Origin of the sequence: Streptomyces sp. NPDC127177 (assembly GCF_042672475.1) — a bacterium.
GTDB lineage: Bacteria > Actinomycetota > Actinomycetes > Streptomycetales > Streptomycetaceae > Streptomyces.
The window spans coordinates 96,280-116,454 of record NZ_JBHXUW010000004.1 but is presented as its reverse complement, the minus strand read 5'-3'; the positions used below and the strand labels follow the sequence as shown (position 1 = coordinate 116,454).

Annotated in this window: 14 protein-coding genes; 8 read left to right on the top strand and 6 right to left on the bottom strand. The window is 71.7% G+C overall.

Features of this window, described 5'->3' with window-relative positions; genetic code table 11:
* Window positions 1–215 precede the first annotated feature (215 nt).
* Window positions 216–2,258 (top strand): DUF4157 domain-containing protein, encoded by a 2,043-nt coding sequence (locus ACFVJX_RS05000; RefSeq protein ID WP_384123921.1) that lies wholly within the window; start codon window positions 216–218, stop codon window positions 2,256–2,258.
* A 24-nt stretch (window positions 2,259–2,282) separates the two neighbouring features.
* On the opposite strand, the gene ACFVJX_RS04995 is transcribed toward ACFVJX_RS05000, so the two are convergent.
* From ACFVJX_RS04995 to ACFVJX_RS04980, 4 genes are all read right to left on the bottom strand, one after another.
* Window positions 2,283–4,373: an ATP-binding protein gene (locus ACFVJX_RS04995; RefSeq protein WP_384124076.1), complete on the bottom strand. Its 2,091-nt coding sequence runs from the start codon at window positions 4,371–4,373 to the stop codon at window positions 2,283–2,285.
* Between the two features lie 20 nt (window positions 4,374–4,393).
* Complete coding sequence (locus ACFVJX_RS04990) at window positions 4,394–5,098, bottom strand: DUF4255 domain-containing protein (protein WP_384123919.1); 705 nt, start codon at window positions 5,096–5,098, stop codon at window positions 4,394–4,396.
* Window positions 5,095–8,271, bottom strand: coding sequence for a hypothetical protein (locus ACFVJX_RS04985; protein ID WP_384124074.1), 3,177 nt, complete (start codon window positions 8,269–8,271; stop codon window positions 5,095–5,097). The genes ACFVJX_RS04990 and ACFVJX_RS04985 overlap by 4 nt, the downstream gene beginning before the upstream one ends.
* A 145-nt stretch (window positions 8,272–8,416) precedes the next feature.
* Window positions 8,417–9,139, bottom strand: a complete 723-nt coding sequence (locus tag ACFVJX_RS04980; protein WP_384123917.1) for a LuxR C-terminal-related transcriptional regulator — start codon at window positions 9,137–9,139, stop codon at window positions 8,417–8,419.
* Between the two features lie 212 nt (window positions 9,140–9,351).
* On the opposite strand from ACFVJX_RS04980, the gene ACFVJX_RS04975 reads away from it, so the two are divergent.
* The 5 genes from ACFVJX_RS04975 to ACFVJX_RS04955 all read left to right on the top strand — a co-directional run bounded on the left by ACFVJX_RS04975 (window position 9,352) and on the right by ACFVJX_RS04955 (window position 15,511).
* On the top strand, window positions 9,352–10,695 hold the full coding sequence (locus tag ACFVJX_RS04975) for a hydrolytic protein (RefSeq protein ID WP_384123915.1): 1,344 nt from the start codon (window positions 9,352–9,354) through the stop codon (window positions 10,693–10,695).
* Window positions 10,696–11,296: 601 nt separating this feature from the next.
* Complete coding sequence (locus tag ACFVJX_RS04970) at window positions 11,297–11,965, top strand: TetR/AcrR family transcriptional regulator (RefSeq protein WP_384123913.1); 669 nt, start codon at window positions 11,297–11,299, stop codon at window positions 11,963–11,965.
* 98 nt (window positions 11,966–12,063) lie between these two features.
* Window positions 12,064–13,977 (top strand): S9 family peptidase, encoded by a 1,914-nt coding sequence (locus ACFVJX_RS04965; RefSeq protein ID WP_384123912.1) that lies wholly within the window; start codon window positions 12,064–12,066, stop codon window positions 13,975–13,977.
* A gap of 124 nt (window positions 13,978–14,101) precedes the next feature.
* Window positions 14,102–14,797, top strand: a complete 696-nt coding sequence (locus tag ACFVJX_RS04960; protein ID WP_384123910.1) for a DUF3159 domain-containing protein — start codon at window positions 14,102–14,104, stop codon at window positions 14,795–14,797.
* 60 nt (window positions 14,798–14,857) lie between these two features.
* On the top strand, window positions 14,858–15,511 hold the full coding sequence (locus ACFVJX_RS04955; RefSeq protein WP_384123908.1) for a GPP34 family phosphoprotein: 654 nt from the start codon (window positions 14,858–14,860) through the stop codon (window positions 15,509–15,511).
* 107 nt (window positions 15,512–15,618) lie between these two features.
* Here ACFVJX_RS04955 and ACFVJX_RS04950 read toward each other — a convergent pair whose 3' ends face one another.
* Window positions 15,619–16,332: a class F sortase gene (locus ACFVJX_RS04950; protein ID WP_384123906.1), complete on the bottom strand. Its 714-nt coding sequence runs from the start codon at window positions 16,330–16,332 to the stop codon at window positions 15,619–15,621.
* Window positions 16,333–16,406: 74 nt separating this feature from the next.
* Window positions 16,407–17,234, bottom strand: a complete 828-nt coding sequence (locus tag ACFVJX_RS04945; RefSeq protein WP_384123905.1) for a hypothetical protein — start codon at window positions 17,232–17,234, stop codon at window positions 16,407–16,409.
* Between the two features lie 244 nt (window positions 17,235–17,478).
* On the opposite strand from ACFVJX_RS04945, the gene ACFVJX_RS04940 reads away from it, so the two are divergent.
* On the top strand, window positions 17,479–17,658 hold the full coding sequence (locus tag ACFVJX_RS04940; RefSeq protein WP_384123903.1) for a hypothetical protein: 180 nt from the start codon (window positions 17,479–17,481) through the stop codon (window positions 17,656–17,658).
* Window positions 17,659–17,829: 171 nt separating this feature from the next.
* Window positions 17,830–20,142, top strand: coding sequence for an FdhF/YdeP family oxidoreductase (locus tag ACFVJX_RS04935; RefSeq protein WP_384123901.1), 2,313 nt, complete (start codon window positions 17,830–17,832; stop codon window positions 20,140–20,142).
* Window positions 20,143–20,175: the final 33 nt, after the last annotated feature.

The following is a 20,175-nucleotide window of genomic DNA, read 5'->3' as shown; positions in this document are numbered from 1 at the left end:
AGGCCGAGTCTTCGTTGCTGGCGCGCCACAGCGACAGGGACCCGCGGACCTGGCCGGGGGCAAGGCCGCTGCCTTTCCGGACGCCCCGCACTGACCGTCCGGACGCCGCCCGCCGCTGCCCCCGCTCTGCCCGTACGCACCTGGACAGCCCGCCTGCCCGCACGGTCCACTGGGGCCGCGGCAGGAGTACGCGGGCGGGGACCAGGAGGCAGCGGGTGCAGACGTCCAGGCAGCAGACCGGACAGACCGAGCGGCCCGGGGCCCGGCAGCCGGCGCGCGACCGGGCCGCCCCGCGACGCGAGACGCCCGCCGGCGCCGCGGTGCCGCCACCTCTCACCGCCGACGCGCTGCGGGCGGCGCAGCAGGGCGTGGGCAACGCCGCGGTGACGCTCATGATCTCCCGCCGCGCCGGCGCCGCACCCGCTGCGGACGAGCAGGACACCGGGGTCCAGGAAGTTCTGCGAGGGGCCGGCCGGCCGCTCGCCGGTCCGGTGCGTCAGGAGATGGAGTCCCGGTTCGGGACCGGGTTCTCCGGTGTACGGATGCACACCGGGCCGGCCGCGGCCCGTTCCGCACGCGCCATCGGGGCGCGGGCCTACACCTCCGGCAGCCATGTCGTACTCGGCGACGGCGGCGGCGACAGGCACACCCTGGCTCATGAGCTCACCCATGTGGTGCAGCAGCGCAGTGGCCCGGTGGCGGGCACGGACCAGGGCAACGGTCTCAGCGTCTCCCACCCCTCGGACCGGTTCGAGCGCGAGGCGGAGAAGAACGCGCACCGGGTCCTGGCGGGCCCGGTTCCCGTGCGGCAGGCGGACACCGGGCCGGCGGCTGCGGGGGCGGGGAACGTGGCGGGCGATGCCGCCCGGGCGCCCGTGGTGCAGCGCAAGGGGCATGAGGAACTGTCGGGCAAGCTGCCACCCCCCGCGCCGGGGTCCTCGTTGTCCTCCTTCATCAAGTCCTTCTCCCGCCGCCCCGCCGGCGAGGACCCGGTCGTCGCGGGCCTGCGCAGGGACATGGAGGCGTACGACGGGGATCCCAAGCGTGATCCCGAGCACTGCCTGCAGCAGCTGATGACGTTGCTGCTGGCCGTCAGCGCGGCCGAGGACGACATGCCGCCGCAGGAGACCGGCCCGGTCAAGGACTTCCTGGTGGCGGCCCGCGAAGCGCTCAGGGCCGAGAACAACGTGGTGACCGAACAGGCCGTCCGGGACGCGGATTTCCCCGCGGCAGCGAGGGGCCCCTTCCAGGCGATGACCGAGAAGGGCCTGCTCTGGAACGAGGAGGGCTGGGCCGACAGCGCCGTCGCGTTCGCCATGAGCGGGCCGAGCTATTTCCGCGAGCTCTCCGAGATCAACCGGGCCGGTATGGCCCGGGAGATCGAGGGCCGCGGCGGCCGGAACTGGATGGGCAGGGTCAGAGCCGAACTGACCACCGCGCTGAAGCAGAGCGTGCTGTGTCACTACACGAGCCAGGACCGGGCGGACCAGCTGGTCCAGCAGGGGGCGCTCAAGTCCAAGACGGAGCTGCTGAGGGAGGACCCCACCGCGCCCAACAACTCCGAGGCCTACGACAAACACGTCCTGGCGAACGAGGGCTTCGTCTTCTTCTTCCTGGAGGCGCAGGGCGCCGAACCACGCGGCACCCGGTTCGGGGACGTCCGTATCGAGATTCCGCTCGAACGGTCGCCGCTGGAGTCACAGGGCTGGCTGATGCTCAGCGACATCGCACAGCGTGAGTATCCGACGACCAAGGCCAGGTCCGACGACCCGGCGGTCACCCTCAGCAAGATCCCCACCCGTGCGGACCAGTTCCCCGCCGCGTTCGACCTGCCCGTGCGGAGCTTCGACCTCGGGACGCGCGAGTTGCCGCTGGACTGGCCGAACCAAGCGATGATGGCGCGGGCCGCGCAGGAGCCGGACCCGGAGCGGGCCCGCCAGACCTTCACCTCCGCGACCCAGGCCGCCGCGGACCCGCACAGCGCGATGACGTACGGATCCGGCGAGAACAAGAAGGCGTACGAGGAGAAGCTGCGTTCCAACACCCTGAAGGGCCGCGACATCATTCCGGGGCTGGCGGACCGCGCGGTGCTCGAGATCATGCGTATGGAGGAGGGCCGCCCCGAGCTGGCCGAGCAGCTGAAGAGCATGTCGGGGCGGGACCTCATGGCCTACCTCCTCAAGGACCTCCTGCGCCCGCAGGCGATGCTGCCCAACACCGTGGACCTCCGCAACGCCCACGTACACACAGTGACCTGACGTGCCGTCTGTCCACCGGCCCGCTCAGGCGCCGCCGGCCTGCGCCAGGTACGGTCCGAACTCGCCCTCCAGGACGAGCCGTCCGAGCTTGCGGTACTCCTGCACGACGGCCGTCACCACCTGGCTCATGGTGAGGGGCGCGCCCGATTCGGCCGCGAGGTAGGCCGCCGTCACCGCGCAGGCCCGGATGGAACCGCCGGCCAGTTCGAAGCGGTCCGCGCAGAAGCCGAGATCCAGGTCGTCGGCCCTGGGGATCCGGTCACCCAGGCACCGCTCCCAAAGGGCCAGCCGCTGCCCGGAGTCGGGGACCGGGAAGTCGGCCACCACGTCCAGGCGGCGCGTGAACGCCTCGTCGAGGTTGGCCCGCAGATTGGTGGTCAGGACGGCGATCCCGTCGAACGACTCCATGCGCTGGAGCAGGTACGCCGACTCGATGTTGGCGTGCCGGTCGTGCGCGTCCTTCACCTCTGATCGCTTGCCGAAGATCGCGTCGGCCTCGTCGAAGAGCAGCACCGCGTTGACCGCCGACGCCTCGGTGAAGATCCGCTCCAGGTTCTTCTCGGTCTCCCCCACGTACTTGTCGACGACCGTGGACAGGTCGACCACGTAGAGGTCCATGCCGAGGTCCGCGGCGACGACCTCGGCGGACATGGTCTTCCCGGTTCCCGACTCGCCCGCGAACAGCGCGATCACACCGCGACCCCGTCCGCCGCCCGGTCGCATGCCCCACTGACCGAGCACCTGCTCGCGGTGGCGGGCACGCAGCGCGAGTTCGCGCAGGCGCCGGTGGGTCGGCGGCGGGAGGACCAGGTCCTCCCAGCCGACGCCGGGCTCCACCCGGCGGGCCAGCCGGTCGAGCCCCGCGCCGTTCTGGGCGCGTACGGCGCGCTGGAGGTCCTCGGGGCGCACCGGGCCGCCATCGAGGGCGGCCGTGCGGACAGCGGCATCGGCTGCGCGGCGCAGCTGCCCGGAGTCCAGGCGGTGCGCGGCGACCGCGAGGGCGAGCGCCTCGGCGTCGCCGGTCACGAAGCCGTCGCCCGCTGCCCGGTCGAGGGCGTGCCGCCAGCGTGCGGCCTGCCGCTCCGGCGAGGGCGCCGGCACGTCCAGGACGACGGGCGCGTCGGCGGCCCACGCCGGGTCCCAGCCGGGGGTGCCGTGCGTGAACAGGGGGACTCCGCGCAGGGCCGTGCACAACGCCTTGAGTGTGCGGGCCCGTTCGGCGGGTTCCGGGGGCAGCGCCTCCACCGGGCCGAGGACGACTCCGGCGCCGGTCAGCCGTGCTTCGAGAGCGACCACCCGGGCGAGTCCGGACACCTCGCCGGAGCGGCGGGACAGCGCCGCCGCGTCCAGGACCAGGGGACGCAGCCCGGCCGCGCGCAGGGCCGCGGTGGCCAGTCCCCCGGCGTCACCGCCCCGGCCGCGCAGGTGGACGAGGCCGGTCCCGGTGCCGGCCGCGGTCGCCGCCCGGTGGACCCGGTCCGGATCGGCCGTCGGGTCCTCGCCGGCCTCGCCGAGTACTCCGGCGAGCCTGGCGTCGGGGCGCGCGCTGCCCAGGAGGTGTCCGGTGACCCGGTCCGGGACCGTCAGGACACGGGAGAGCGGGGGCCGTTCCGGCTCCGTGATCTCCACCAGGCCGGCGTCGACGAGCGGTGCGCCCGGGGCGAGCCGGAACCGGGCGGACGCCGCACCGGCGAGCCCGCACAGTTCCAGGGCGAGCCCGACCGTCGGCCTGCGGCGCGTCAGGTCGTCGTTGAGGTAGCCGTAGAGCCGTTCGAACCGGGCGTCCAGGTCGGGGGCCATCGCGACCAGCAACAGGTCGATGTCAAGCGGCGACAGACCGAACCGGGCTGCGAGCCCGCCGAGCACGGAGCCCGCCGGGGGCTGCCGGGGCTCGTGGGGCGGCAGGCCGAGGCCGCCGGGCTCGTCCAGGATGCGGGCGACCGCCTCGGGGCTGAGGTATTGCCCCCGGTACGGGTCGTCGGGATCGGGGTCGGACGCACGGCGGAAGGCCACCGCGTGCCGTACCCGCTCCTCGACGAGCCGGAGCCGGGCCCAGAGGTGCGTGGCCGGGTCGGCGGAGCCGGGCCCCGTCTCGGCTCCGGCGACGGGCTGCACGGCTGTTCCGGCGGTGTACGTCACGGCTGGCGGTCCCCTCGACGGCGGCGGGCGGGGGCGGGCCGTCGCTCGCGCGGGCCGGCGAATCCGTCCGGGCCGGCCTCTCCCGTCCCCGTGTAGCGCAGCCGCCGGCCCGGTGCCGCCTCCCCGCCCTCGGTCCGGGCGGCTGAGCGCACGACGAGTCCTTCGGTGACCGGCGGCGCCACTGCCGTGCTGACGCCGGCGAGCGGCGCCCGCACCCGTACCCCGAGGGACGCCTTCAGCTCGCCGCCGAGCGCCGACCACACGTCGGAGGCGGCCGGGGCGTCGGGCCCCGAACCTCCGGTGTCCAGGCTCACGGTCAGACCGAGTTCGGCCAGCGAGCCGGTGAGCAGCCGTGCGGGCAGCGTGTCGGCGGCCACCAGGCAGGCGAGCACCTGCGAGAGCAGCCGGTGCTCGTCCTGCGGACGGCTCGCCCAGGCCGTCACCAGGTAGGTCAGCTCGAACCAGCGCGGTGGGGTGCGGCGGGCCACCAGGTGCCCGTCCGTGTCGTACACCTCTCCCGCGCCGCTGCCGCGCCGGGTGGCGTCCTCCCGGATGTCGTACAGGAAGACACAGACCGTCGGGGCGTTGCGCCGAGCCGCCCAGTCCCTGGTGGGGGCGTCGAAGACCACCTCGACGCCCGATGCCTCCAGGCCCGATTCAGCGAGCAGACGGCGCAGCCCTTCATCGACCTCGTGGATCACCGGCGGGCCATCTCGCGGGGCGGCTGCCAGTTGCCGATGACCACCAGGAAGTCGGTTCTCACCGGGGAGAACCCCGGCCCCCTGGCCGTGATGGTGCGCGGTCCCGTCTCGTCCTTGGCGAGGATGAGCAGCTGGCCGATGAACGTGCCGTCCGGCTTCGGCACGGTCGGCGCCGCGGCCGCGGTGATCCCCGGCTTCCAGGTGAACCGCACGGGTGCTCCGGGCGGGAAGTCCTTGCCGCGCACCGAGGTCACGAAGCCGGGTTTGCCGATCGCAGGCACGGCGACGATGCGCGGCTGGAGGATGCGCAGTCGCTGCCGCGCGGTGTTGTCGCGCGGGTCGGCGTCCGTTCCGGTGGTGGTGAGTCTGCCGGTGACCTGGCCGGTCAGGGCCTTGTCCGGGCTGAGGACGACGCGGACGACGGTGCTCGCACCCGGGGCGAGGTCCGGCAGCGCGCACACCCAGGAGGTGTCGCAGCCGGGCGGGGGTCCGTTGTCCGGGATGCCGGCGGGCAGGCCGACGCGCAGTCGCAGCCCGGTCGCCAGTGCCTCGCGGCCGTTGCGCACGGTGTACGTCACCACGACGCGTCCGCCGACGTAGCCGGGGTTCGGCTGGGCGGTGACGCGTACCCCGGGCCCGGCTTCGGGCTCGTCCGGCTGCGGGGGAACGGTGGGTGGCGTGGTGGTGGGTGGCGCACGGGTCGGTGTCGGGGGCGCCGGTGTCGTGGTCGGCGGCGGGGCGTCCTCACGCACCGGCACGACGGTCCGCCCGGCGTTGTCGCTGGGCTGCGGGTCCTGAACGGCGCCCGTGACCGACCAGTCGAACGGTGCGTCGCCGGGGGTGACTCCGACGACGGTGACGTCCACCGGGACGGTCGCGCCCGGCGGGACCACTCCCACATCGCACTGGAGGGAGTCGGCGTCGCAGGTCCCATCCGGCGGGGTCAGTCGGGTGATCCGCGCCCCGGGTGGCGGAGCTATGGTCAGCCGGGTGCCCGGAGAGGCGGCGGGGCCGTTGTTCACCACATCGACGCGGACCGTCGTGGAGCGGCCGACGGCGACCGCCGGGACGTTGGCGGGCGCGTGGACCGCGAGGTCGACGGACTGCTGGACGCTGGGCTCCTTCTGACGTCCCGGGAGGCCCGTGGTGAGGGGACTGAGGGCGCAGGTCGCGATGTCCAGGAGGTACAGCTTCTCGGGGCTGTTGGCCGGGAGCGCTTCGCGGGAGCTGATCACCAGGCCCGTCCCGTCGGAAGTCCAGGCGGCGTCCCGCGGCTGGAACGGGCCTGTTACCGAGGTGTCCGGCAGCTCCTGCCGACAGCCGTCGGGGACGTTGTGTGCGGCTTCCGGGAGCAGTACCTGGCAGCCGCCGTCGGCCGTCGACACCAGGAGGATGCCGTTGTGCTCGTCGGTCCGGCCGCCGCCGTTCTTCCGGTTGAAGGCGATGCTGAGCCCGTCCGGTGAGAAGGCCGGGCTGTCGTCGATGACCTCGCAGTCGCCCGGGCAGACCGTGGCGCTCAGATCGCGCTGGGCGGTCAGGTCGTCGACCGGCGCGGTCCAGATGTGTTTGTTGCCGCCGCCCCCGTCGATCACCTGGTTGCGGGTGAAGGCCAGGGTGGTGCCGTCGGAAGACCAGGTGGGCTGGGCGTCACCGCCCTGGGGCTGCCCGGCCGGTGGGGTGACCTCGCCGGTGATCGCGCCGGTCGCCACGTCCGCGACGAGGATGCGGCTGGGACCCGCCGCTTCACCGACGCCGCCCGGCGAGGTGCGGGTGAAGGCGAGGTGCTTGCCGTCCGGAGAGAAGGTCGGGTCGGTGTCCCAGTCGTTCGCTTCGCGTCCGTCGAGCTGCATGTACTTCTCGTTGGTGCCGTCGGCATCCGCTCTCCAGATGCGTTCGACACGGTTCTCGGGTGTGCCCTCGAAGCGGGTCAGCACGATCCCGCGGCCGTCGGGCGTGTAGTTCTGCCGTTCGGTCCACGGGTCGGACCCTGCCCCGGGCCGGAAGAGCGGGTCGTGGGACGGATCGGTGTCGGTGTCGGCGGCCGGGTCCTCGTTGAGGATCGTCAGGCCGAGGTCGCGCGGGTCGGACCCGTCCGACCTGGAGTCCTGCAGCGTCACCACGTGCGGTCCGGACGCCGAGGTGCGCTCGACCACCACTCCCCCGCCGCCGAGCGAGCCGATCCAGGTGGGCGACTCGACCTCCCGGTCCTCGCTGAGCACCAGCTCCGGTGTGCTGTCCGAGTGTTTGGGCACCCTGAACACGTGGTCCCAGTCGCCCTCGCAGTCACAGGTGCGGTCGGGGCTCAGGAACAGCACACCGTCCCCGTCGGGCAGCCATGCTGCCCCGTGGGTACGCCACTGTGCCTGTACGCCCGCGAGCAGCTGCTCGTCGGTGCGCCCGTCGGTGACCCGCAGCCGGGGGCCCGCGTCGGCCGAGGCGGTGTACGCGATCAGGTCCCGGTGGGCGGCGTCGTCGACCGGATTCCACGCGGGCTCGGTTGCCTCGCCGTTGGCGGGGTCGGTGACCCGGGTGGTGGTGCCGCCGCCCAGCGGACGTACGTAGATCTGCATGCCGGCCGCCGGGTCGCTGCCGCCGGAGTACGCCAGGCGCTGCCCGTCCGGGGAGACCGTCGGGCACTCCTCGTCCCAGGGGGTGTCGGTGAGCCGCTTCAGGCCGGTGCCGTCGGTCCGCACCGTCCACAGGTCGCGCTGCTTGCCGCCGTCGGTGCCGCCTGGTTCGGCCGAGTCGAACACCACGGACCGCCCGTCCGGTGTCAGTTGCGGGTGCCCGGCGTACCGGCCGCTGGTCAGCTTGCGCACCGAACCGTCGGCGGCCCGCAGGTAGACCTGCGGTGCCTTCTCGTCGCGGCGGCTGACGAAGACCATCGTGTCGCCGAGAGCGGACGGCTGGAGGTCGAGGTGGGCGGGGCCGTCGCCGAACAGCGGAGGGCTGGTGGCGTCGGTGTCGGGCGCCACGGTCTCGACCCGGCCGAGACTGCGGTGCCGGGTGCCGGCGTACGCGATCCGGGTGGCCGCGGCGTCGGCCGCCTGCGGCCGGGATTCGGCGCTGCCCTCCCCGGAGGCCGTCGTCACCACGAGGAGCGGGATCAGGAGCAGCAACGAGGCCCCGAGTCTTCCCGGGCGGAACCGCCCACCGGGGCCGGCGGTGCGCATCACGGTCCACCTCGCAGTCTGGTGCGTCATCTGGTTCTCCCCCGCCACCCTGCGACAGCCGCGAACGGTGCGGCAGGGCGGCGGGGCCGTACCCGGGGGAAGCGCGTGGTGCGCTTTCGGGCAGTTCCGGATGGCCCGGACGGCCTCAGATCAGGCCGTTGCGCAGTGCGTAGCCGACCGCGTGGGCCCGGTTGCGCAGTTGCAGGCGCGTGATGATCTCGTGCAGGACGTTCTTGACGGTGCGTTCGGAGTACGCGGTCTTGCGGGCTATCTCCACGGTGTCCATGCCTTCCGACACCAGGCGGAGCATGTCCGCCTCGCGCGTGGTCAGTGTGGACAGGGACAGGCTGCGCGGGTCGAGCGCCGAGCGCTGGAGGCTGCCCACATGTGTGAGCAGCTTGCCGAGCAGGTCGCCCGGGAGTACGCCCTCGCCGTTGGCTATCGCCAGCACCAGGTGGAGGAGTTGGTCCTGGCCGGCCTCGGCGCGCCGCAGTACCGCGGCGACACCGCACTCGATGACGCGTTGCAGTGCGCCGGCTCCGAGGGTGCCGACGACGAGGCCGGTGCGGGTGGCGCTGTTGTGCCGTAACCGGTGCAGCAGGGCCGTCACGTGGTCGTCGACGGTGTCGACGACGACCAGCGACACCTGGGCCGTCTCCGCGTCGGCCTCGTCGAGGAGGCTGACCTCGGGGCGTCGGCGTAACTGCTGCACGACGCCGACGTGCAGGACCGGGTCGGCGGCGTAGACGGCCACGGTCACCTGGTCCGAGCGCTCGGGGCGCGCGGTCCGGTGCGAGGAGGCGGACTGGATGGAGACACGTGGTGCGGGAACGGACATGGCCGGGCTGTACTGCTCTGGGCAGGTCATGGGCGGGGTTCCTGTTTCATGAGTGCGTGGGCGAATGACGAAGGGGCGGGGCCGCCGGTCGGACGCGGGCGGGCGGCGCGCGCGAGACGGGCGGCAGAATCAACGGCTCACCCGTACAACGGAGTTGGTCTTGACTTCCCGGGCATCGCGGCTGCCCGGATGTTGCCCTCGTGCTCCTCGCGGCGGTCCGGGTGCGGTCCTACCGTGGCGGCGTGACGCCTTCTGCAGCCCCTTCCGGCCCCAGTGCCCCCGGCCGCGACATCCCGGCGGTGACCGTGGCCCCGGGCAGCACCGCGACGACCACCCTGACCGTCCGCAACGACAGCGACATCGTCGAGGCGTACAGCCTGGAGGTCGTCGGGGACTGTGCCCCCTGGGCCACCGTGGAGCCCCCTCGGGTCTCCCTTTACCCCGGTACCTCCGAGACGGTGACGATCCGTCTGGAGCCGCCCCGTTCTCCGGAGACCCGGCCGGGCGAGACACCTCTTGGTGTGCGGGTGCTGCCGACCGAGCACCCGGAGTCGGTGCGGGTTCCCGAAACCACCGTGCACGTGGAGGAGTTCCACGAGCTGCACAGCGAGTTGGCTCCGCGTCGCCGGCGCGGCTGGCTGCGCGGCCGCTACCGGGCGGCGGTGCGGAATCTGGGAAACGCCCCGGCGCAGGTGGAGTTCACCACCGGTCAGGCGGGCGAGGAGCTGCGGTTCACCTTCAGTCCGGCGAAGCCGAAGCTGGAGCCGGGCGAATCGGCGGAGGTCCGGCTGCGGGTGCGCACCGGCAAGCCGGTGTGGTTCGGCTCCCCGGTGGTGTGGCCGTTCACGCTGGACGCCGCCGAGTCCGTTGAGGACCAGGCCGACGCACAGCCGGACGAGATCACCGTCCGGGCGCCGCTGAACGCGGAGTTCGTCCAGATCCCGGTCTTCCCGAAGTGGCTGATCGCGGTGCTCGCCGCGCTGCTCGCGCTCTTGCTGGCCTGGTTCACCCTGGTCCGCCCGGTGGTGCGCAGCGCCGCGAAGGAGGCCGCGACCAAGGCGGTCCAGGCACGGCCGACGCCGGGCGGCACTCAGGACGGGCAGTCTCCGGGCGCCGGCTCCGGCGGCGGTGCGGACGCCGGGGCCGGCGGCGACAAGGGCGCGACGCCCGGAGCGAGTCCCGGAGCCACGGCAGGGACGGGCGGGGACGGCACTTCGGCCGGTGGGGGCCAGCAGAGCTCGGCGACCATCGACCTCAAGACATCCGGCGGCGCCTCCAACGCGGGCACCTACAAGGTGCCCGCGGACCAGGAGTTCGGGATCACGGACATCGTCGTCGCCAACTTCCAGGGTGACGAAGGGGTGCTGACCATCACGTTCGGCGACCGCAAGATCACCACGATCGCGCTGGAGACCTTCCGCAACCAGGACTATCACTGGGTCACCCCTATCAAGATCACCGAGAACGACACCGTGACCGTCAACGTGACCTGCGCGAAGCCGGGCACACCGGCCACCGGGCGTCGGGCGTCGGGCTGCCACGAAGTCCTGAATGTGAGCGGTGTGCTCAGCCCAGCCAGGCAATGAACCAGGCCTTCCGGGACAATATCGACCGGTGAGGTGCCGTCCGAAACGGGAGATTTATCGCTTCGTCCGAAAATCGACACCGGGTCCGGACACGGGCGGACACGCGACACGGTGACCTCGGACAGCGCCGCACGGAGCGCCGGCCCTCCGGCGATCCCCCACACCGCCTCACTCGCCACCCCGTATGATCCAACCGCTGACGGACGGGCCCGCCCTGGTGACGCCCGGCGCGCGGAACGTCCCGCGGGATGACAAAGTGGCCGACTTTCGCCGTGACAGGTGACAGTGCGACCGGCGTACGCCGGCGGCGCCGGCCCGCACCTCGCACGTCCGAGTGACCACCCCCTCGGAACCCTCCCCCGGCTCCCCCTGAACACCCCGGCACACGGGAACATCCGGGAACACCCGACTCCGTGCATCACCGCGCCATCAGGTCCGGCCGGAATGAATCACCGAGATGACGCGCGTGCATATATCCGCTGGCCACAGCCCTGCCGCGACCTCTCGATCACCCCTGGAAACCAAGATCTCCGGCTCCGCGCGCTAGCCAGCGTGTCACTAAGTGACATACTGTCGTTAGAAGACACGCGAGGAGAGGGTGATGACGCGCATGACGGAGAAGCAGCGCAGCGGCGGAGGGATGAGCGAGCAGCGACGGCTGCGCCTTCGTCTGGAGATCTCCCGGGAGGCGGCGCGCCTGTTCTGGGAACAGGGAGTCGCCGCCACGAGCGGTGATCAGATCGCCGAGGCCGTGGGACTCTCCACACGCACCATCTGGAGACACTTCCGCAGCAAGGAGAGCTGCGCCGAGCCGGTCGTCATGCAAGGGGTGGTCACCCTGCTGAGCGTGCTGCGCCGCTGGCCCCGGCAGAGCTCGCTCGAGGACCACCTGAGCACGGAGCTGAGCAGGCTCCGTCACGAGGCGCCGCCCGTCGACCTGGCCGACGAGATGCTCGCCATGAAGATGATCCGGCTGGCCGACACCGAGCCGGCGCTCCGCACGGCGTGGCTGATGGCCTGCGACCAGACCGAGCGGGAGATGTGCGTGATCATCGGCGACCGCCTCGAGCGCCGGACCGGCGACCTGGAGGTCCGCATGCACGCCGCGGCCGCGGCCGCTGTCGTACGGGTGCTGGACGAGCACATCGGGGCCGCCCTGCTCGCCGGCGCCGACGTCACCGAGTTCGAGGACGTGAAGGCCGTATCCCGGCGCTACGCCCACGCGATCCGCACGGCAACGGGCGGAGTCGTCGGCGACCCCGTCGCCTGAGTGCCGCCGGGCGCCCCGCGCCGGGCGCCGGACAGCAGGCGCCGCACAGCTGGAAGCCGCACCGCCCGTACCGAGACGAACCCCGAAGGAGTGTCGTCATGTCGACTGTTTCCCGAGCCACCCGCAAGGCCCCGCACCTCACCGTCGAGGAACTCTTCGGAGCGCCCGTCCGCGCCGGTGCGTCGATCTCACCCGACGGCGCCAGAATCGCCTTCCTGGCACCGTGGCGGGGGCGGCTGAACGTATGGGTGGAGGACGTCGACGGGGAGTCGGAGGCTCGCTGCGTCACTGCCGACGGCAACCGCAGCGTGCACACCTTCCACTGGACGGACGACCCCCGGTGGCTGCTGTACGAGCAGGATGGCGACGGCGACGAGATGTGGCACGTGTACCGCGTCGATCTGGAGAACCCGGATGCCGCGGCGGTCGATCTCACCCCCTTTCCCGGCGCCACGGCCACGGGCTTCGAGACGAACATCTCGCGGCCGGGCAAGGCGCTCCTGCACCTGAACCGCAGGAACCCGGTCGAGTTCGATCTCTACGAAGCCGACATCGCCACGGGTGAACTGACGATGCTCGCCGAGAACCCGGGCCATGTCGCCGGCTGGACGCACACGCCCGGCGGCGACCTCTACGCGCAGACCTGGACGGCCGACGGGCACATCGAGCTGACGCAGTGGGATGTCGGGACGGGGAACACGCGCCCCGTCACCACGTTCGACGGCACCGACCACCCCCTTGGCATCACACCGTTCCGGCTGACACCGGACGGCACCGGAGTGTGGCTCGGCTCCAACCGGCACACCGACCGGACCGTGCTGGTCCGGCTCGATCTGGCCACCGCCGAGGAGAGTCCGGTCGACAGCCACCCGCGCTACGACCTCGACACACGTTGCGCCGTCTTCCCCGCCCTTCCGTCGCCGCTCATCCACGACCGGCGCACGGGTGAGCTGATCGGCGTGCGTTACCTCGGCGAGCGGCAGGTGATCCACCCGCTGGACCCGCACTTCGCCGCAGTGCTGGAGAACCTGGAGAAACTGTCCGACGGCGACGTCGGCGCCCTGTCGAGCGACGTCGGCGGGCAGCGCTGGATCGTCCGTTTCACCCACGACCGGGACCCCGGCGTCACGTACTTCTACGACCACTCCACCGGTCGGAGCCGGCTGCTGTTCCGGCCGTACCCGCACCTCGACCCCGACACGCTCGCCCCCATGGAACCGGTCACCATCACCGCACGTGACGGTCTGGCCCTCCCCTCCTACCTGACCCTGCCCGTCGGTGTCGCGCCTTCCGCGCTCCCGATGGTCCTGCTGGTCCACGGCGGGCCGTGGAGCCGTGACAGCTGGGGCTTCGCCCCCGTCGCGCAACTGCTGGCCAACCGCGGATACGCGGTGCTCCAGGTCAACTTCCGGGGCTCGACCGGCTACGGCACGTCGTTCCTGAAGGCCGGGATCGGGGAGCTGGCGGGGAAGATGCACGACGACCTCATCGACGCCGTCGACTGGGCCGTCGACAAGGGGTACGCGGACCGGGACCGCGTCGCGGTCTTCGGCGGCTCGTACGGCGGTTACGCCGCCCTGGTCGGTGTCGCCTTCACCCCGGACGTCTTCGCCGCGGCGGTCGACTTCTGCGGCGTGTCGAACCTGGTGACGTTCCTGCGCACCGTGCCGGACTTCGCGAAGCCGCAACTGACCAACAACTGGTACCTGTACGCCGGCAACCCCGACGACCCGCGACAGGAGGCCGACATGCTGGCCCGTTCGCCGATCAGCCGGGTGGACCGGATCCGCGCGCCGCTGATGGTGGTCCAGGGCGGAAACGACGTCCGGGTGGTCAGGGCCGAGTCCGACCGCATCGTCGACGCGCTGCGCAGCCGCGGGGTCGAGGTCGAGTACCTGGTCAAGGACAACGAGGGCCACGGGTTCGTGAACCCGGAGAACAACATCGACGTGTTCCACGCCGCAGACCGCTTCCTCGCCCGCCATCTGGGCGGACGGCCGGGCGCGGAGTAGCCGAGCAGCCGTCGCTCCTCGGCGCCGGCCCGGAGCCGAACACCGGGACGCCCCGCCGGCCCACCGCAGAGGGCGGCCGCCGGAAACCGTACGGACACCCAACCACTTGGGGAGTTGAACCCGCATGACCGAACACGTACCCACCACCCACCCGGCACCCGCCCCGCAGGGGCAGGGCAACAGCCCGGGAGGTGAGCCGAAGCAGACACCTCTGGAACAGATGGGAGGCACGACGGGCCTGGTGTACATGGCGCTGCCGATCGTGGCCTTCGTCCTCGGCAACGCCTCCTTCGGACTGCCCGGTGCGATCGGCACCGCCCTCGGTGTCGGAGTGGCGATCTCCCTGCTGCGTCTGGTGCGCAAGGAGCCTCTCCAGCCCGCGCTCTCCGGCCTGTTCGGTGTCGCGGTCGCCGCGTTCGTCGCCTGGAAGACCGGATCGGCGAAGGGATTCTTCCTGACCGGCATCTGGAGCAACGTCGCACTCGGTGTGCTCTTCCTGCTCTCGGTCCTCGTGCGCCGACCGCTGGCCGGAGTCGTCTGGGGCGCGCTCAACGGCACCGGAACCACCTGGCTCAAGGACAAGGCCTCGCGGCACTACTACGACATCGCCACACTCGCGCTCGTGGGGGTGTTCGCCGCCCGGGTCGTCGTCCAGCAGTGGCTCTACGACGGGGACCGCACCGGGTGGCTGGCCGTAGCGAAGATCGCGATGGGCTACCCGCTGCTCGCACTCGCCTTCCTGGTGGTCCTCTGGGCCGCCCGGCGCTCCGGCAGCCGGCTCGGGGCGGGGGCCGCGGAGCCGCCCACCGAATCCGGCTGAGCCGCCGCCCGCCAGAGCCGCCGTCCGTGCGCCCCGTCGACAGAACGCAGAGGAAGAACGATGCGCCCGTCACTGCCCCAGAACCTGTACCTGCTCTGCTACACCGTGGACAAAGGGAAGTTCGAGCTCACCAACCTCCAGGGGCGCGGTCAGCTGCTGCGCGCGGGGGCGCTGACCGAGCTGGCCATCGACGGGCTGGTCTCCGCCGAAGGAGGGAAGGTCGCGCGCCGCGCCGCCAAGCCGCCGGGCGACCCGTTCCTCGCCGAGGTGTGGCGGGATCTGCCCACGGAGAAGCCCAAGCGGTGGCTCCAGTTCGTGCACAACAAGGCCCACACGGCCGAGAAACCAGTCCGCGACCAGCTTGCCGCGACGGGTGCGGTCACGGTCCATCACGAGAAGCGGCTGGGCCTGCTCCCCGTCGACCGGGTCGTCGTCAACGGCCCGGACCAGGTACTCGCACTGCAGGAGAGCGTACGCAACGCGGTACTCGGCGGCGCCGATCCGGCGGAGATCCCGGTGGACGAGCTGACCATGGCCGTGTTCGCCGCCGAGGTCGAGGTGACGAGCGTCCTCACCGGAAAGGAGCGTCGCGAGCACCGGTCTGTGCTGAAGACGCTCGCCGCGCGCTACGACGGCATCGTCCCGGGTCTGCGTGCGGCGCTGCGTGACTCGTATCTGTCCAGCAGGGCTGTCGGGGGCGGCTGGGGGAAGTGAGCACGGTGGCCCAGCGCCTTCCTCGCGGAGCGATTGGGGCGTTTCGGCAACGCGGCGAGGCGCCGTGGCTGACGCCGCCTGCCTCGCCAGGGGCTACGGGAAAGCCCTCAGGTGTGGCTGCCGGTCAGAGTGGCGTACACGACCACGTTGTCGGCGTAGCGGCTGTCGTCCCTGGAGTAGTCGCCGCCGCAGGTGATCAGGCGGAGCCCGGCGTGGTCGAGGTTGCGGTAGACCTCGACCGTGGGGAACCGGTCCTTGGGGTAGAGGGCGGTCCGGTCCACGGTGAAGTCCGCGGTCCGGCCGTCCGCACGCCTGACGCTGATCCGGTCGCCGGGAGCGAGCTTGCCGAGGCCGAAGAACACCCCAGGGGTGCCGTTCCAGGTGACATGGCCCGCGATCACAGCGGGCCCCACAGCTCCCGGCGTGGCGCCGGGGCGGTACCAGCCGGCCTTGGCCGGGTCCCTCGGGGTCTCCATGGCACGGTCCTTCCCGAGCCCCAGGTCCTCCAGGGTGGAGGTGACCTTCAGGGACGGGATCGTGATGCTGACGGGCCGGGACGCGGGCAGCGGTGCCGTGCGCGGCTCGCCGGCCGGCGACGAGGCCGGCGACGAGGCGGCCGGCGTCTCCTCCCGTACCGATGGCTCTGTTGCGGCCCCCTTGTCGGCGGCAGCGGGTGGGGCGGGCTGCTGGCGGCCCAGTCCCAGAGCCAGCAGCAGCCCACCGGTCAGGAGCAGAGCCGCGGCGACGGCGACGAGCACGCCATCGCGCTGCCGGAACCTCGTCCGGTGCCCGTCCTCGTCACGCGTCTCTCGCTCCTTCATCGCTCCACCTGTCCCTGAGTCTGTCGCCGGGCCCTGCCTTCACCCGGCATCGGCATCCATGGGTGCGGTATGCCTCAGCCGTCGTGCCGGACGTCGGCCGTACGCGTCCGGCGCCGTACGACGAACAGTCCGCCGGCCGCGAGGACGGCCGCGCCACCCGCTGCGAGCAGGCCGGGCGACTCGACACCCGCGGTGGTCCCGCCGCCCGTCTCGACACCGCCCGCGGGCATGGAGCCGACGGCGGCGCCCTTGACCATGCCGCAGCTCGCGGGAGCGGTGGCCTCCTGGGGCAGCTTCGGGTCGAGTTCGCTCTTGCCCTTGCCGAAGTCGTACTTGGCGTTCCCGTTCGGGTCGATACCGTGCTGGACGACGTGCAGATCCTTGATGTGGTCGGCAACGGCCTGGGAGACGGTGATGGTCCGGGAGTAGCTGACCTTGCCGTCCTTGTCGGCGACGGGCATCCGGTCGACGGCGAGGCCGCTGTCCTTGGACGTGTCGCCCTTGGTCGTCAGGGAGATGTTGATGTCCCCGTACATCGGCAGGCCCTCGGCCGTGGTGATGATGCCGTCACCGTTCTTGTCCGCGCTCTTGTCCGGGCAGCGGAAGTCATGGCCGTCGGTCGAGCCGTGGATGTGCTGGGCGTGCGGCTGACCGGGCACAAGCCCCTCGGCCTCGATCTTCACGGTGAGCTGGTCGCCCTCCACACTCACCATGGCCGTGCCGTGCGCCCCGGAGTCGTTCAACTGCTCCAGGTCGATCTGGTACGTGTCGCCGTCGGCCGCTTTCGTGGTGCTGCCGGCGGCATGGCCGTCGTGCGCCATGGCGGGCACGGCCGCGCAGAGGGTGAGTGCGGCGGGCACGACGAGCAGAGCGGTCAGACGGGTTGAACGGCGGGCTATCACGAAGACGCATCCCCTTCCGGCGGCTCCCGTACGGAACGGGAACCGCGTTCGGTCGCTGATGTCGTCTATTCGGTGCCGACGGCGAGAAGGATTGGTCCGAGTACGAAGTCCGTTGCCGTACCACACCCCGAGCACGACCAACACCCTTACCCATTAGGCGCGTTGACGACGTATGAGTGCGGTGAACGCGGGCACACGGGCTCCACCCGACACGTGGATACAGTCGAGAACAGGAGCCCGGACCATGCTCGCAATCGTCGCAGCCGTCCTCTTCTTCATCGCCTTTCTGATCAACGCCGCCGACATAGCGACGAACGACGCGTTCTCCTCCGTGAACGTGATGCTGCTCGGCCTGACGGCCCTGGCCCTTCACGTGGGCGGGATCGGCGGCGGATGGGGGCGGGGCCGGTCGCACAGGCGCTGATCCGCCGCCCCGGCCCGCCGCCGCGAACCGACCGGCGAAGGCGGGCCGGGTGGCTGCGGACGCGGGGCAACCGTCGTGACCGTCGAGTGGCGCGCCCTGGCCGGCGGACATATTTTGCCGACGAGGGGTTGTTCTGCCCCGCACTGCCCGAATGGCGGAAGGTCGAGAGTCGTGAGCCCCCACAGTGACGACCCGGAGCGCCTGGAGCCCGAGACGGGGCCCGTGCCCGAAGGGGGCCCGGAGTTCCGCCCGTACCGCCACCCCGCCGCGGGCTGGGGTGCGGCGAAGAGCGTGGGCCGGTTCCTGGCACGCGAGGGCGCGGTGGTGGACGGGCCCCGGGCGATCATGAAGATGAACCATGAGGACGGCGGGTTCGACTGCCCCGGATGCGCCTGGCCCGACGACACCAAGGGCCTGCATCTGGACATCTGCGAGAACGGGATCAAGCACGTCACCTGGGAGATGACCCGCAAGCGGGTCGGACGCGAGTTCTTCGCCGCCCACTCGGTGACCGAGCTGTCCGGGTGGAGCGACTACGACCTGGAGAACCAGGGCCGGCTGACCGAACCGATGGTCTACGACCCGGATACGGACCATTACGTCCCGATCAGCTGGAAGGACGCGTTCGAGGTCGTCGGTAGTGCCCTGCGCGGACTGGACAGCCCCGGCCAGGCCTCGTTCTACACCTCCGGCCGGCTGGGCAACGAGGCCACGTTCCTGTACCAGCTGATGGCCCGTGAACTGGGCACGAACAACCTGCCGGACTGCTCCAACATGTGTCACGAGGCCAGCGGCCGTGCCCTGCAGGCCTCGCTGGGCACGGGCAAGGGAACCGTCGACCTCCAGGACTGGGAGAGTGCCGACGCGCTGTTCATCCTGGGCGTCAACGCCGCCTCCAACGCGCCCCGGATGCTCACCGCCCTGGCCGAGGCCCACCGCCGGGGTGCCCGGATCGTGCACGTCAACCCGATGGTCGAGGCCGCCGCCACCCGCACCATCGTCCCCCACGATTTCGTGGACATGGCCCTCTTCAAGGCGACCCCGACCAGCACGCTGAACCTGCAGCCCCGCATCGGCGGGGACATGGCTCTGCTGCGGGGCATGGCGAAGGCGGTCCTGGAGCGGTCCGGGAGCGACCCCAGGGCTCTGGACCAGGAGTTCATCGACCGCCACACCACCGGCTTCGATGAGTACCGCGCACTCTGCGGGGCCACCCCGTGGGAAGAGATCGAGAAGCAGTCCGGTCTGAGCCGCGCCGACATCCTCGAAGCAGCGCGCGTGTACGGCGAGGCCGACCGCTCCATCGTCAGCTGGTGCCTGGGGCTGACCCAGCACGAGCACGGCGTCGACACCGTGCGCGAGATCGTCAACCTCCTTCTGCTGCGCGGCAATCTGGGGCGCGAGGGCGCCGGCCCCTCCCCCGTGCGCGGCCACAGCAACGTCCAGGGCAACCGCACCTGCGGCATCGACCACCGCCCCTCCGACGCGTTCCTCGACCGCCTCGCAGAGGCCTGCGACATCGAACCGCCCCGTGAGCACGGCCTGGACACCGTCCGCACCATTCCGGCGATGCACAGCGGTGACGTGAAGGTGTTCGTCGCCATGGGCGGCAACTTCGCCCTCGCCGCGCCGGACACCCCTTACACCTACGCGGCCCTGCGCTCCTGCGACCTCACGGTCCAGGTGAGCACCAAGCTGAACCGCAGCCACGTCGTCCACGGCCGCCGAGCCCTCATCCTCCCGTGTCTCGGCCGCACCGAGAAGGACCACCAGCGCAAGGGCATCCAGAGCACGTCCGTCGAGGACTCGATGAGCATGGTCCACCTGTCGGTCGGCATGAAGCGCCCCGCCTCACGGCACCTGCTCTCCGAGCCGGCCATCGTGGCGGGCATGGCACGCGCGGCCCTGCCCGACAGCGCCACGCCCTGGGAGTGGTACATCGAGGACTACGACCGCATCCGGGACACCATGTCCAAGGCGCTCGACGGCTTCGAGGACTTCAACCGCCGGGTGCGGCTGCCTCTCGGCTTCCGCATCAAGCAGCCCGCGCGCGAGCTGGTCTTCCTCACACCGTCCGGACGCGCCGAGTTCTCCACCGCCGTCCTGCCCGACGTCATCCCCGCGCCCGGCACCCTGGCACTCGGCACGATGCGGTCCCACGACCAGTGGAACACCACGATCTACTCGGACAACGACCGCTACCGCGGCATCAAGAACCTGCGCACACTCGTCTTCATGAACAGGGCCGACATGCGCGACCGCAAGATCGCCGACATGGGACCGGTGGACATCACCAGCACCGCGAAGGACGGCAGCAGGAGGTCGCTCAACGGCTACCTCGCCATCCCCTACGACATCCCCCGTGGCTGCGCCGCCGGCTACATGCCCGAGATGAACGTGCTGTGCGCACTCAGCGACTACAGCACCCAGAGCGACCAGCCGATCATGAAGCACGTCAAGGTCACCATCGGACCTGCGGCCTGAGCAAGGGCCGTTCGCGGCTTGAACGGGCCGTCA

What these genes read in the sequence shown, in the direction of transcription:
- ACFVJX_RS04960 (WP_384123910.1), top strand. Translation starts at nt 14,102, where the DNA reads ATGACCGAACACGTACCCACCACCCACCCGGCACCCGCCCCGCAGGGG.
- ACFVJX_RS04940 (WP_384123903.1), top strand. Translation starts at nt 17,479, where the DNA reads ATGCTCGCAATCGTCGCAGCCGTCCTCTTCTTCATCGCCTTTCTGATC.
- ACFVJX_RS04985 (WP_384124074.1), bottom strand. Translation starts at nt 8,271, where the DNA reads ATGCGCACCGCCGGCCCCGGTGGGCGGTTCCGCCCGGGAAGACTCGGG.
- ACFVJX_RS04965 (WP_384123912.1), top strand. Translation starts at nt 12,064, where the DNA reads ATGTCGACTGTTTCCCGAGCCACCCGCAAGGCCCCGCACCTCACCGTC.
- ACFVJX_RS04950 (WP_384123906.1), bottom strand. Translation starts at nt 16,332, where the DNA reads ATGAAGGAGCGAGAGACGCGTGACGAGGACGGGCACCGGACGAGGTTC.
- ACFVJX_RS04980 (WP_384123917.1), bottom strand. Translation starts at nt 9,139, where the DNA reads ATGACCTGCCCAGAGCAGTACAGCCCGGCCATGTCCGTTCCCGCACCA.
- ACFVJX_RS04955 (WP_384123908.1), top strand. Translation starts at nt 14,858, where the DNA reads ATGCGCCCGTCACTGCCCCAGAACCTGTACCTGCTCTGCTACACCGTG.
- ACFVJX_RS04970 (WP_384123913.1), top strand. Translation starts at nt 11,297, where the DNA reads ATGACGCGCATGACGGAGAAGCAGCGCAGCGGCGGAGGGATGAGCGAG.